The sequence below is a fragment of the Nocardia sp. NBC_01009 genome, from assembly GCF_045208035.1.
In the GTDB taxonomy this organism is placed as follows: domain Bacteria; phylum Actinomycetota; class Actinomycetes; order Mycobacteriales; family Mycobacteriaceae; genus Nocardia.
Window position 1 is genome coordinate 1,820,984 of the sequence record NZ_CP108695.1, and the last position, 11,760, is coordinate 1,832,743.

At 65.6% G+C, this 11,760-nt stretch carries 11 protein-coding genes; 4 read left to right on the forward strand and 7 right to left on the reverse strand.

From position 1 onward, the window contains the following. Window positions 1–3: 3 nt before the first annotated feature. From OHA42_RS08000 to OHA42_RS08020, 5 genes are read right to left on the reverse strand one after another with little or no spacing between them, the layout of a single operon-like run. Window positions 4–420: a nuclear transport factor 2 family protein gene (locus tag OHA42_RS08000; RefSeq protein ID WP_406235816.1), complete on the reverse strand. Its 417-nt coding sequence runs from the start codon at window positions 418–420 to the stop codon at window positions 4–6. Then, window positions 417–1,307: a TIGR03619 family F420-dependent LLM class oxidoreductase gene (locus OHA42_RS08005; RefSeq protein WP_406239199.1), complete on the reverse strand. Its 891-nt coding sequence runs from the start codon at window positions 1,305–1,307 to the stop codon at window positions 417–419. Before OHA42_RS08005 ends, OHA42_RS08000 begins: the two co-directional genes overlap by 4 nt. An 11-nt stretch (window positions 1,308–1,318) precedes the next feature. After that, window positions 1,319–2,485, reverse strand: coding sequence for a thiolase domain-containing protein (locus OHA42_RS08010; RefSeq protein ID WP_328408685.1), 1,167 nt, complete (start codon window positions 2,483–2,485; stop codon window positions 1,319–1,321). Next, window positions 2,482–3,513: a thiolase domain-containing protein gene (locus tag OHA42_RS08015; protein WP_328408687.1), complete on the reverse strand. Its 1,032-nt coding sequence runs from the start codon at window positions 3,511–3,513 to the stop codon at window positions 2,482–2,484. The genes OHA42_RS08010 and OHA42_RS08015 overlap by 4 nt, the downstream gene beginning before the upstream one ends. Before the next feature lie 10 nt (window positions 3,514–3,523). Continuing rightward, a complete protein-coding gene (locus tag OHA42_RS08020) occupies window positions 3,524–4,501 on the reverse strand; it encodes a Zn-ribbon domain-containing OB-fold protein (protein WP_406239201.1) in 978 nt (325 codons plus the stop codon). Between the two features lie 142 nt (window positions 4,502–4,643). Between OHA42_RS08020 and OHA42_RS08025 the strand changes: the two genes are divergently transcribed. Beyond that, window positions 4,644–5,681, forward strand: coding sequence for an LLM class F420-dependent oxidoreductase (locus OHA42_RS08025; RefSeq protein WP_406239203.1), 1,038 nt, complete (start codon window positions 4,644–4,646; stop codon window positions 5,679–5,681). A gap of 22 nt (window positions 5,682–5,703) precedes the next feature. Beyond that, window positions 5,704–7,260: an acyl-CoA synthetase gene (locus OHA42_RS08030; RefSeq protein WP_406235818.1), complete on the forward strand. Its 1,557-nt coding sequence runs from the start codon at window positions 5,704–5,706 to the stop codon at window positions 7,258–7,260. Window positions 7,261–7,555: 295 nt separating this feature from the next. On the opposite strand, the gene OHA42_RS08035 is transcribed toward OHA42_RS08030, so the two are convergent. Then, on the reverse strand, window positions 7,556–8,554 hold the full coding sequence (locus OHA42_RS08035) for a sigma-70 family RNA polymerase sigma factor (RefSeq protein WP_406235820.1): 999 nt from the start codon (window positions 8,552–8,554) through the stop codon (window positions 7,556–7,558). Window positions 8,555–8,765: 211 nt separating this feature from the next. Between OHA42_RS08035 and OHA42_RS08040 the strand changes: the two genes are divergently transcribed. Next, a complete protein-coding gene (locus OHA42_RS08040; protein ID WP_406235822.1) occupies window positions 8,766–9,185 on the forward strand; it encodes a VOC family protein in 420 nt (139 codons plus the stop codon). A gap of 58 nt (window positions 9,186–9,243) precedes the next feature. Here OHA42_RS08040 and OHA42_RS08045 read toward each other — a convergent pair whose 3' ends face one another. Further along, window positions 9,244–10,026, reverse strand: a complete 783-nt coding sequence (locus OHA42_RS08045; RefSeq protein WP_328408695.1) for a crotonase/enoyl-CoA hydratase family protein — start codon at window positions 10,024–10,026, stop codon at window positions 9,244–9,246. Between the two features lie 61 nt (window positions 10,027–10,087). On the opposite strand from OHA42_RS08045, the gene OHA42_RS08050 reads away from it, so the two are divergent. Then, on the forward strand, window positions 10,088–11,737 hold the full coding sequence (locus OHA42_RS08050; RefSeq protein WP_406235824.1) for an acyl-CoA synthetase: 1,650 nt from the start codon (window positions 10,088–10,090) through the stop codon (window positions 11,735–11,737). Window positions 11,738–11,760: the final 23 nt, after the last annotated feature.

An 11,760-nucleotide genomic window follows, 5' to 3' on the forward strand; every position in this document is an offset into this window, starting at 1 on the left:
CACTCAGCCGACGGGCTTTGCGGTCGCCATAGCGCGGTCGACCTCCCAGAAGGCCCGCAGCGCAGCGATTTTGCCCGTTCCGTCCACCTTGTAGGTGAACACGCCTTCGGCATCGATGTGATGACCACCGAGCGTGGAGCGAATGGTGCCGGTGAAGGCGATCTCGTTGCCGCAGGCGAAAGAATCGCCGAACAGGAACTCGATGGAATCGGTCTTCGCGATCGCCATGTCCCAGAACGCCGCGATGGCTTCCTTACCTCGGTGACCTTTGCCCTCGGGATCGAAACCCGAAGGGCCGACCGGATCTTCGACGATGCCGTCCTCGGCGAAGAGCGCGACCCACGCCTGCTTGTCCCTGGCTCGCACCGCGGCTTGCGAGGCGAGTCCGGCGGCCCGTGCTGGATGTTCGGTAGTGGTCATACGCCTGCCTTTGCGACGATGGGTTCCTCGATATTCTTCGCGGCGAAGCGGCGCAGCGAGTCCTGCTTGGCCGCGAGCTCGCCGTCGAAGCCGATGCCGTCGGCCAGCCACGGAACGACGATCGCGTCGGTGACCCCGGCATCGGCCAGATCCTGGTACCCAGTACGCCCGTATCGATCGATGCATACCGCTTGGATCTCGAACGGATCTGCCGCACGGCCGAATTCGGCACGCAGCGCTTCGAGCTTGCCGATGGTCAGGCACAGCTCGTCGTAGGTCATCATGGCCGAGGTCCAGCCGTCGCCGACCCGGGCGGCCCGCCGCAGCGCGGGTTCGGTGTGTCCACCGATGTAGAACGGCACCGGCTCGGTCGGCGCCGGGCTGATCTGTAGTGGATCGAAGTCGAAGAACTCGCCGTGGAATTCGACCATGCCCCCGCCGAGGACCAGCTTGATGACCTCGATCATCTCGTCCACCCGCGCGCCGCGCCGGGCGTAAGGAACCCCGCACCACTCGAATTCCTCTGGCGCCCAGCCGATCCCGACGCCGAAACCGAACCGATTGCCCGACAGGTTGGCCACCGAGCCGACCTGCCTGGCCAGCAGCAGCGGGTTGCGAGAACCCAACTTGAGCACGTTGGTATAGAAGCGGATCCGGCTGGTCACCGCCGCCATCGCGGTCGCACCGATGAGCGGGTCGACCCAGGGCGTCTCCGGTCCCCAGAAGCGACTGCCGTCGGCGGTGTAGGGGTACTTCGCCGACGCGGACTTCATGTAGAACAGCGAGTCGGGCAGGGCGATCGAGGCGAAGCCGCATTCTTCCGCCGTCTTCGCCAGTTCGGGCAGCTGCTCCAGCGGACTCAGTGCGATGCCGAGGGTGAATTTCATCGGTGCGGTGCTCATCGGCGCTCCGACCCGACCACCCACATCGAGAAGTACTGCGAGCCACCGCCGTACGCGTGGCCGAGCGCCTTCTTGGCATTGTCCACCTGATAGGCCCCGGCCCGGCCCATCACCTGCTTGGCGGCCTCGGCGAAGCGGATGAGCCCGGACGCGCCGATCGGATTCGAGGAGAGCACCCCACCGGAGGGGTTGACCGGCAGTGTGCCGCCGATTTCGGTCTCACCCTTGTCGGTGAGCTTCCAGCCGTCGCCCGGCGGCACGAAGCCGAGGTTCTCCAACCACATCGGCTCGAACCACGAGAAGGGCACATAGATTTCGGCGACATCGATTTCGGCGAGCGGGTCGGTGATGCCTGCCGCCTTCCACAGCGCGGCGGCCGCGTCCTGGCCTGCCTGCGGGTTCACCTGATCGCGCCCGGCGAAGGTGGTCGGTTCGGTGCGCATCGCGGTGCCGTGCACCCATGCCACCTTCTTGCCCGTGGCTTCGACGGCGGTCGCTGCTTCCTCGTCGCCGATCACCACCGCGCAGGCGCCATCCGACGACGGGCAGGTTTCGTCGAAGCGGATGGGGTCCCACAGCATTTGCGATGCGAGCACCTTCTCCAGCGTGATATCCGGCTGATGCAGGTGCGCGAGCGGATTCTTCGCGCCGTTGCGGCGATCCTTCACCGCGACCATCGCGCCGATGTGTCCGGGCGCGTTCGAACGGCGAATGTAGGAACGGACGTGCGGGGCGAAATACCCGCCCGCACCCGCGCCGACCGGCATGGTGAACGGGACCGGAATCGACAACGCCCACATGGCATTCGATTCCGACTGTTTCTCCCAGGCGATCGCGAGCACGCGCTTGTGCACGCCGGCCTGCACGAGGTTCGCGGCGACCACGCCGGTCGAGCCGCCGACCGAGCCTGCGGTGTGCACGCGCAGCAGTGGTTTTCCGGTGGCGCCCAACGCATCCGCGAGATACAGCTCGGGCATCATGACGCCCTCGAACAGATCGGGTGCCTTGCCGACCACGACCGCATCGATATCGGCGATGGTGAGGCCCGAATCCTCGAGCGCGCGATCGATTGCCTCGCGACACATGCCCGCCATGGACACGTCGGTCCGTTTCGTCACGTGATGGGTTTGTCCGGTGCCGAGCACCGCAGCGGGGAGTGTCATCGAGTCTCCAAAACGGTCACAAGATTCTGCTGCAGCACGGGGCCGCTGGTGGCGTGGGCGAGTGCGCGATTCGCGGTGCCCGCCATGATGGCCTCGGCCGCGAAGCCGATCCGCTCCAGGCCTGCGGCGAACATCGGGTTGGCTGCCAATGCGCCACCCGAGGGGTTCACCGTGGTCTCGGGCTTCAGGCCGATCGCCTCGGCGAGGATCAGCTGCTGGTGACTGAACGGCGCATGCAGCTCGGCAATATCGAAGCCGCTGGTGTCACCGCCGGTAACCGCATGGGCGGCAGCCGAAGTCGAGGGGGAGACGGTCAGATCGCGGGCGCCGAGCTGAGGCGTGTCGACGCGGTGCGCCATCCCGGAGATCCAGGCCGGACGCGCGCAGAGCTCGCGGGCCCGGTCGCCGACGGCGAGCACGATCGCCGCCGCACCGTCGGTGATGGGCGCGACGTCATGTGCGCGCAGCGGGTCTGCGACATACGGTGTGTCGAGCAGACTTTCGATGTCGCCGGCAGCGCCCGCCGCCACGGCGGCCATATCGCGTTCGGTCCAGCGACCGGCATCGAGTCCGGCGCGCGCTTGCAGGCCCGCGATGGACAGCGAGTCCGGCCACAGCGGGGCGACCAGATAGGGATCCAGCTGCATGGTGAGGATCTGCCGCAGCGTGCCCGCCGAGGACTTGCCGAAGCCGTACACCAGTGCGGTCTTCGCCTGCCCCGAGCGTAGTTTCACGAACGCCTCGTAGAGCGCCCATGCGGCGTCCATCTCGACATGGGATTCGTTGATCGGCGGCACCGCGCCGATGGCGTCGATCGCCGAAATGAACGAGAAGGCCCGTCCGGCCAGATAATCGGAGGAGCCGGAGCACCAGAAGTCGATATCGGACTTGGTGATGCCGAGGTCGGAGTAGAGCTGCTGGAAAATGGGCACCAGCATCTCGACACCGTTGGTGGTGCCGAAGGTTTCCGGCACGTGCGGTGCGTGGGCGAATCCCACGACCGCGATGTCGGTGGCGTTGTCGGTCACGTGGGCCTCTCTAGAGGTGATGGGAGTAGGTGTCGTATTCGGCGTCCGGCTCGCCGGTGGGACGGAAGTGGTCCACGTTCTCCAGCCCGTAGCCCCATTCCTCGCGCGGCTTCCACACGGCCTCCACCCGCATGCCCATCCGCACTTCGCTCGCCTCGCAACCGAGGACGAGGTGCAGGACCGGGATGTCGGCGCCGTCGAGCAGCACATAGGCCGCCACGTACGGCGGCTTGATCCGCTGACCGAGGAACGGCACGTTCACGATGCAGAAGGTGGTGACGGTGCCACGGTCGGGCAGCTCGACGATGTCGTCGGTCGGCCTGCCGTCGGTCGGGTTGGCGCCGCGCGGCGGGAAGTACACCTTGCCCGCGGCGTCGGTCCGCCCGCCGAGCAGCTTGCCTTCGGCCAGCCCGCGCAGGTAGATGGTCTCCTGCGGCGAGGCGGTGTGTTTGTAGTCCAGGTCGACCGGAGTGGTGATCATCGTGATCGGCTCGCCATCGTCGACGGCTTCCGCCGGCGCGTGCGATGTTTCGCCCGGCTCGAAGCAAGCGATGTCCTTGATGCTGCCCGCGGTCTCGGTCGCCCACCTGGCGACGACGCGCTGGCCGGTGTGGATGGCACCGGGCTCGGCCACGTCGACGGCGTGCAGCAGGGTGGTGTCCGCGCCGTCGAGTTTGATCAGTGCCCAGGCGAAGGGGCGATCGAAGGGTTGCCCGGGCAGTGGATCGTGCACCCAGGTCCACGATTCGACAGCGCCGGTGTCGGCCACATCGACGAATTCGGTGAGGGGCGCGGAGGTGATCGGGTCGTATTCCGGTGGCGGCACGAGCACCCGCCCGTCCGAACCGCGTACGCCGACGATCTTGCGGCCGCGCAGCTTGGTCAGGAAGTTGCCGATCGTCGGTCCGACCGATCGGGTGTAGTCGAATCGCACCCGAAGGGGCGCGCTGAGTACGTCGGGCACGGTGTGCCCACCGCTACCCTCGATGGAGTCGCTGCGCGACGCAGTGTTCAATTCCGACCCTCTCTCATTCGTGATTGTGCCGGATGCAGTATTCCCCTGAGTCACAATGTCGAGTAGAACAGGTTCTTATTCTGCTGGCAAGAAGTTGGCTGGAAAGAGGTCGATGGTGAAGTTCGGATTGCAACTCGGGTACTGGATGGCACAACCACCGCAGAATGCCGGTGAGTTGGTGGTGGCCGCCGAGGCGGCCGGGTTCGACGCCGTATTCGCCGCCGAATCCTGGGGGTCGGACGCCTTCGGCCCGCTGATGTGGTGGGGATCCTCGACGCGACGGGTGCGCTTGGGCACCTCGGTGGTGCAGATGTCGGCGCGCACGCCCGCCGCGACCGCCATGCATGCGCTGACACTGGACCATCTCAGCGGCGGCAGGGCGATCCTCGGCCTCGGCGTCTCCGGTCCGCAGGTGGTGGAGGGTTGGTACGGCCAGCCGTTCGCCAAGCCGTTGCAGCGCACCAGGGAATACGTCGGGATCGTTCGTCAGGTGCTGGCGCGGCAGGCCCCGGTCACCAATGCCGGACCGCAGTACCCGCTGCCGTACACGGGCCCGGGTTCCACCGGGTTCGGCAAGCCGCTCAAGCCGATCGTGCACCCGCTACGAGCGGATTTGCCGATCTGGCTCGGCGCGGAAGGCCCGAAGAATGTGGCGCTGACGGCCGAGATCGCCGACGGCTGGCTGGCGATCTACTACGCGCCGCGGCTGGCCGGGATGTACAACGACTGGCTCGACGAGGGTTTCGCCAGGGCGGGCGCGCGGCGTTCGCGGGCGGACTTCGAGATCGCCGCGAGCTGCCAGGTGGTGCTGACCGACGATGCCAAGAGCGAGATCGAGCGGATGCGCTGGATCATGGCGCTCTACATCGGCGGAATGGGCGCGCCGGAGATGAACTTTCACGCGCAGGTGTACCGGCGGATGGGGTACGAGCGCGAGGTCGACGAGATCGGCAGGCTCTTCCAGGCGGGCAAGAAGGCGGAGGCGGCGGCGTTGGTCCCGGACGAGCTGATTCTGGACACCGCGATCATCGGCGACGAGGAGCATGTTCGTAAGCAACTCGGGGTGTGGGAAGCGGCCGGTGTCACCGAGATGCTGGTGTCTGTTCCAGATATCGAGCAATTGCATCGGCTCGCACCCCTTGTACAGATGTAGAACACGTTCTAGATTCGTAGGGGTGACGACGCAGGAGTCAGTAGAAATTCTCGGTCTCTGGAATATCGCGAACGCGGAACCCGATCGGATCGCCTTGGTCGACCCGGTCGGCCGCGAGGTGACGTATCGCGAATTGGCCACGCTGGCCAATCGATACGGCACCGGCCTGCGGGCGCTGGGCCTACAGCCCGGCGACGTGCTCGTCAGCATGGTGCACAACTGTGTCGAGGCGGTCGCCGCCTACTTCGCGGCGTACCAGGCCGGGCTGTACATCGTGGCGGTGAACTGGCACCTGACCGGACCCGAGGTCGCCTACATCCTCTCCGACAGCGAGGCGAAGGCGTTCATCGCCAGCGACCGGTTCGCCGCGGCCGCGATCGCCGCCGCCGACGAGGCCGGACTGCCGGCGTCGGCACGCTTCGCGGTGGGCGAGATCGAGGGCTTCAAGTCGGTGGCCTGGCTCGGCGCGGCCGACACCGGCAGGCCCGACAACCGGACCACCGGCGCGCCGATGCTCTACACCTCGGGAACAACGGGACGTCCCAAGGGCGTTCGCCGCCCTTTGACCGGCGCCGATCCGGATGTCGTTCCACCGCATACGAATGCGTTCTTCGGGCTGTTCGAACTCGCGCCCTACGACAACCACGTGCACATCTGCGGCTCGCCGCTCTATCACACCGCGGTGCTGAACTGGGCGACCATCTCGATTCAGCTGGGACACAAGGTTGTTCTGATGGATCGTTGGGACGCCGAGGAGATGTTGCGGCTCATCGAGAAGCATCGGGTGACCCACAGCCACATGGTGCCGACCCAGTTCCACCGGCTGCTCGCACTGCCGGAGGAGGTGCGCGCCAAATACGACGTGTCTTCGCTGCGCAGCATGGTGCACGGTGCGGCGCCGTGTCCGCAGGAGACCAAGCGGCAGATGCTGGCGTGGTGGGGCCCGACGGTCACCGAGTACTACGCGGCCACCGAGGGCGGCGGCACGGTGATCAATGGCACCGAGTGGCTGCTCAAGCCCGGCTCGGTCGGCAAGGCCTGGCCATGGTCGGTGATCAAGGTGCTCAGCGAGGAAGACGGCTCCGAAGTGCCCGCCGGCGAGACCGGGCTGGTCTACATGAAGATGGGTGCATCGAGCTTCGAGTACCACCATGCCAAGGAGAAGACCGAGGAGTCGAGGGTCGGTGACCTCTTCACCGTCGGCGACATCGGCCATCTCGATGAGGACGGCTATCTCTACCTGCACGATCGCCGATCCGATCTGATTCTCTCCGGCGGCGTGAACATCTATCCCGCCGAAATCGAAAGCGTGCTGGTCACCCACCCGAAGGTCGCCGATGTGGCGGTTTTCGGTCTGCCACATGCTGATTGGGGCCAGGAAGTGAAAGCCGTAGTCCAGCCCGCCAACGGGTTCGAGGGCGACGACAACCTCACCGCCGAGCTACTCGCCTTCGCCGCAACACAATTGGCAAAGTACAAGATGCCACGCTCGATCGACTACCTCCCCGAACTCCCCCGCGACCCCAACGGCAAGCTCTACAAGCGCAAGCTCAAGGAAAGCTACCTGGCCGCGTCCTAGCCACTGCTTCGCACCGAACACCCTGTGTTGCAACCAGATACCTGGTACACCGGGTGTTCGGTTGCAACATGGGTGTTCGGATCGACAAGGGTGAGGATCGACGGGGGTGCAGTTGCCATCGAGGCGGGCACTGACCGACCGGCATCAGCGCGGCTCTGTCCGGCAGCCCGGGTAGACAGGCGTACTGCTTCCAGTGTCAGGACCGGCTGTGGTTGCGTTCCAGCCAGTTTCGGCATCGACGGTAGTCGAATGGTGGCTGCGGAGGAAGTCCGCAACCGCCATTCGACTACGTTCGTCAGATTTCTTCGCGTAGTTCGGGAGGCAGGCCGAAGAGGGGGAACAGCTTTTCGGTGTCGAGGAAGAAGTTGAGGCCGGCGATGGCGGCGCCGTCGAGTTCCAGGACGGTGATCGACCACGGCAACCAGACGCCGGGCACCTCGCTCGGCTTGTAGTGGCCGAAGGCGGGGAGGCCGTTCGCGCCCTCGAGTCGAACCATCCTGGCATTGCGGCAGGTTTGGCCGGTGCCGAGCATGAACGCGGCCACGTTCTCCGGGCCGGAGATCCACAGCTCGATCGGGGGCATGGACAGTGCGACATCCGCTTTCAGCAGGGTGGTCAGCGTGTCCATGTCGTAGGCCTCGAACGCCTTGACGAAGTCGTCGACCAGTTTGCGCTGGTCCTCATCGGTCTCGTCGTAGGTGTCGGTGGTTGTTGGCTGCACCTTGGACATGGTCGCCCGTGCGCGCTGCAGCGCGCTGTTGACCGACGCGGGCGACATGGTGAGGGCCTCGGCGGTCTCGCTGGCCGAGAAGCGCAGCACCTCGCGCATGATCAGGATGGCGCGCTGGGTGGCCGGCAGATGCTGACAGGCGGCGACGAATGCCAGCCGCAGTGTGTCCTTCGCGCTCGCGTGCTCGGCCGGGTCCGACCCGAAGGCGAGGGCATTGGGGATCGGTTCGATCCAGACGTAGTCGGGCTGCGCCATGGGCAAGGGGGTGTCCGGCCGCGACGGCCCGGAAAGATCCATCGGCCGGGCACGGCGCTGCGGACCGTCGATCATGTCCAGGCAGACATTGGTGGCGATCCGGTACAGCCAGGACCGTAGGCTGGCACGGCCTTCGAACGAGTCGTAGGACTTCCATGCGCGGGTGAAGGTCTCCTGCACCGCGTCTTCTGCCTCGAAGGACGAGCCGAGCATTCGGTAGGCGTATGCGCACAGCTCGCGCCGGTGTCCCTCGAAAGAGGAGAGCACATCGGGGGTGAGGCCGGTGGTATTGCCGGACGAGTCGGTCATGAAAGTCACCCTGCCACAGCCCACCGACACATCACAGACAGAAAAGCCGCCTACCTGCCGAATCAAGATCATCATCACCGTTGTGGAGCCACCTGGACGGCTATGTCGGGTATCACCACTCGGGGCGGCGATGAGTTCTCGGCCGACGGCCCGTCTCTACTGGTGAACCGAAAAACGAACCACGCATGGACCGAGGAAAAGGACGCCGAACATGAGCAGCAAGATGATCTTCATCAACCTACCTGTCACCGATCTGGGCCGGTCGAAGAACTTCTACGAGGCTCTCGGCTGGAAGGTGAACCAGGACTTCACCGATGAGAACGCCGCCTGCATCGTCGTCGACGACAACATCTGCCTGATGCTGCTGACCAAGGAGTTCTTCCCGACCTTCAGCAGCCGCCCGCTGTCGGACACCGTCTCGACCATCGGCGCCGCGTACGCGATCGCTCTGCCCAGTGCCGAAGAGGTCGACACGCTCACCGCCGCGGCACTGGGCGCCGGGGCCACCGAGGAGGTCAACGAGGACAAGCGCGCGCAGGAGGCACAGGTCGGCATGCACGGCCGCACGTTCATCGACCCCGACGGCCACCAGTGGGAGCCGTTCTGGATGGACTACCCAGGCAGCAACTGAGCCATAGTGCAAACGACCCCCAGCGCGGAATGCGCAGGGGGTCGCTTGCTTTCGTTGTTCAGCTGCCGGTGAATGTGGGCTTGCGCTTTTCTGCGAAGGCCTTCGGGCCTTCCTTGGCGTCGGCCGACTTGAAGACCGCCGTGCCCAGCTCGGCGTCGATCTTGAAGGCCTCTTCCTCGTGCATGCCCTCGGTGTCGCGGATGGTGCGCAGGATGGCCTGGACCGCGAGCGGGCCGTTGGCCGCGATCTGCGCGGCCAGTTCGAGCGCCTTGTCCAGCGCAGTGCCGTCCGGCACCACGTGCCCGATCAAGCCGATTTCCTTGGCCTCGGCCGCGGTGACGTGCCGACCGGTGAGCAGGATGTCCGCGGCCACGGTGTAGGGAATCTGGCGCACCAGCCGGACCGCCGAGCCGCCCAACGGGAACAGGCCCCAACGTGCCTCGGACACACCGAATTTCGCGCTCTCGCCGGCAACCCGGATATCGGTGCCCTGCAGGATCTCGGTGCCACCGGCGATGGCGGGACCCTCGACCGCCGCGATCAGCGGCTTGGTGAGCCGCCGGCCCTTGAGCAGCGCCTCGATCTTCGACAGATCCCAGCCGCCGCCCTTGAAGGAGTCGCCCGGGTGCTGGGTCGTCATCGCCTTCAGATCCGCGCCCGCGCAGAACGCGCCGCCCGCGCCGGTCAGGATCGCGACCCGGATGTCGGGATCGTTGTCCACCTGATCCCAGGCGTCGCGCATGATCGCCATCATCTCGCCCGACAGCGCGTTGCGGGCCTCGGGACGATTCATGGTGACGATGAGGACGTGATCGCGCTTCTCGACGAGGCAATCTGGCATTGGTGATTCTCCTGACTTTCAAGCCTTGTCAGAAACAGTAACACGTTCTATTTTTAGGTTTGTGAGCTACAACATAGCCGACCTGGTCGAACACGCCATCGATCTCATGCCCGACCGCGTAGCGCTGGCCGACGACGGCCGTGAGGTGACTTACGCGCAGCTGGAGGAGCGGGCCAATAAACTGGGCAACTACCTGCTGGAGCAGGGTGTCCAACCGGGTGACAAGGTGGGCATCTACTCGCGCAACACGATCGAGGCCGTCGAGGCCATGGTCGCGATCTTCAAGGCTCGCGCCGTGATGATCAACGTGAACTACCGATACGTCGAGAACGAGTTACAGCACATCTTCGACAACTCGGACATGGTCGCGCTGATCCACGAGCGCCGCTTCACCGACAGAGTGGCCGGTGTCCGTCCGAACACTCCGCTGCTGAAGACGGTCATCGTCGTCGACGACGATACGACCGGCACAATCCCCACCGCAGCGGATTCGGTGGAATACGAGACGGTGCTCGAGCGGTCCTCCGGAGAGCGCAATTTCGGTGATCGCTCCCCGGACGACCTCTACATGCTCTACACCGGCGGCACCACCGGCCTGCCCAAGGGCGTGATGTGGCGGCAGGAGGACGTCTGGCGGGTGCTCGGTGCGGGCATCAACTTCGTCACCGGTGAATACGTCGACGACGAATGGGAATTGGCCAAGGTCGGCGCGGCCAACCCGCAGATGGTGCGCTTCCCGATTCCGCCGATGATCCACGGCGGCTCGCAATGGGCCACCTTCCACAGCCTGTTCGGCGGCGGCAAGGCCGTGATGATCCCCGAGTTCAGCGGGCACGGCGTGTGGCAGCACATCGACCGCCATGGCATCAATCTCATCTTCATCACCGGTGACGCGATGGCACGGCCGATGCTGGATGCGTTGATCGAGGGCAACCCGGAAACCGGTAAGCCCTATGACCTTTCGACGCTCTATGTGATGGCGAGCAGTGCGGCGCTGTTCTCCCCGGCACTCAAGGACCAGTTCCTCGAGCTGCTACCGAACCGGATGCTCTCGGACTCCATCGGCTCTTCGGAGACCGGTTTCGGTGGACTGTCCATCGTCACCAAGGGTGCGACGCACACCGGTGGGCCCCGCGTGAAGATCGATGCGTCCACCGTGGTGCTCGGCGAGGACGGCAACCCGGTGGAGCCCGGTTCGGGTGTGGTCGGCATTCTCGCCCGCAGCGGCCACATTCCCCTCGGCTACTACAAGGACGAGGCGAAGACGGCGGCAACCTTCAAGGAGATCAACGGCGTTCGCTACTCGATCCCGGGCGACTACGCACGGGTCGAGGAGGACGGCACCGTGACGATGCTCGGTCGCGGTTCGGTGAGCATCAACAGCGGCGGCGAGAAGATCTACCCGGAAGAGGTCGAAGGTGCGCTCAAGTCGCACCCGGAGATCTTCGACGCGCTGGTGGTCGGCGTCGAAGACGAGCGCTGGGGTCAGCGGGTCGTCGCTGTTGTGCAGTGCCGCGGCGACAACCGCCCGTCACTGGAAGAGCTGCGCCCCATGCTGACCAATGAGATCGCGCCCTACAAGCAGCCGCGCAGCCTGTGGTTCGTCGACGAGATCAAGCGCTCGCCCGCAGGCAAGCCGGATTACCGCTGGGCCAAGGAGCAGACCGAGGTGCGCGCGGCCGATGATCACCTCGAGGCGAGCAGCAAGTAAGAAATAGGGGCGAGGCGCTACCG

Coding starts and splice junctions, on each gene's coding strand:
- OHA42_RS08010 (WP_328408685.1), bottom strand. CDS start 2,485: ATGACACTCCCCGCTGCGGTGCTCGGCACCGGACAAACCCATCACGTG.
- OHA42_RS08005 (WP_406239199.1), bottom strand. CDS start 1,307: ATGAAATTCACCCTCGGCATCGCACTGAGTCCGCTGGAGCAGCTGCCC.
- OHA42_RS08040 (WP_406235822.1), top strand. CDS start 8,766: ATGAGCAGCAAGATGATCTTCATCAACCTACCTGTCACCGATCTGGGC.
- OHA42_RS08045 (WP_328408695.1), bottom strand. CDS start 10,026: ATGCCAGATTGCCTCGTCGAGAAGCGCGATCACGTCCTCATCGTCACC.
- OHA42_RS08000 (WP_406235816.1), bottom strand. CDS start 420: ATGACCACTACCGAACATCCAGCACGGGCCGCCGGACTCGCCTCGCAA.
- OHA42_RS08035 (WP_406235820.1), bottom strand. CDS start 8,554: ATGACCGACTCGTCCGGCAATACCACCGGCCTCACCCCCGATGTGCTC.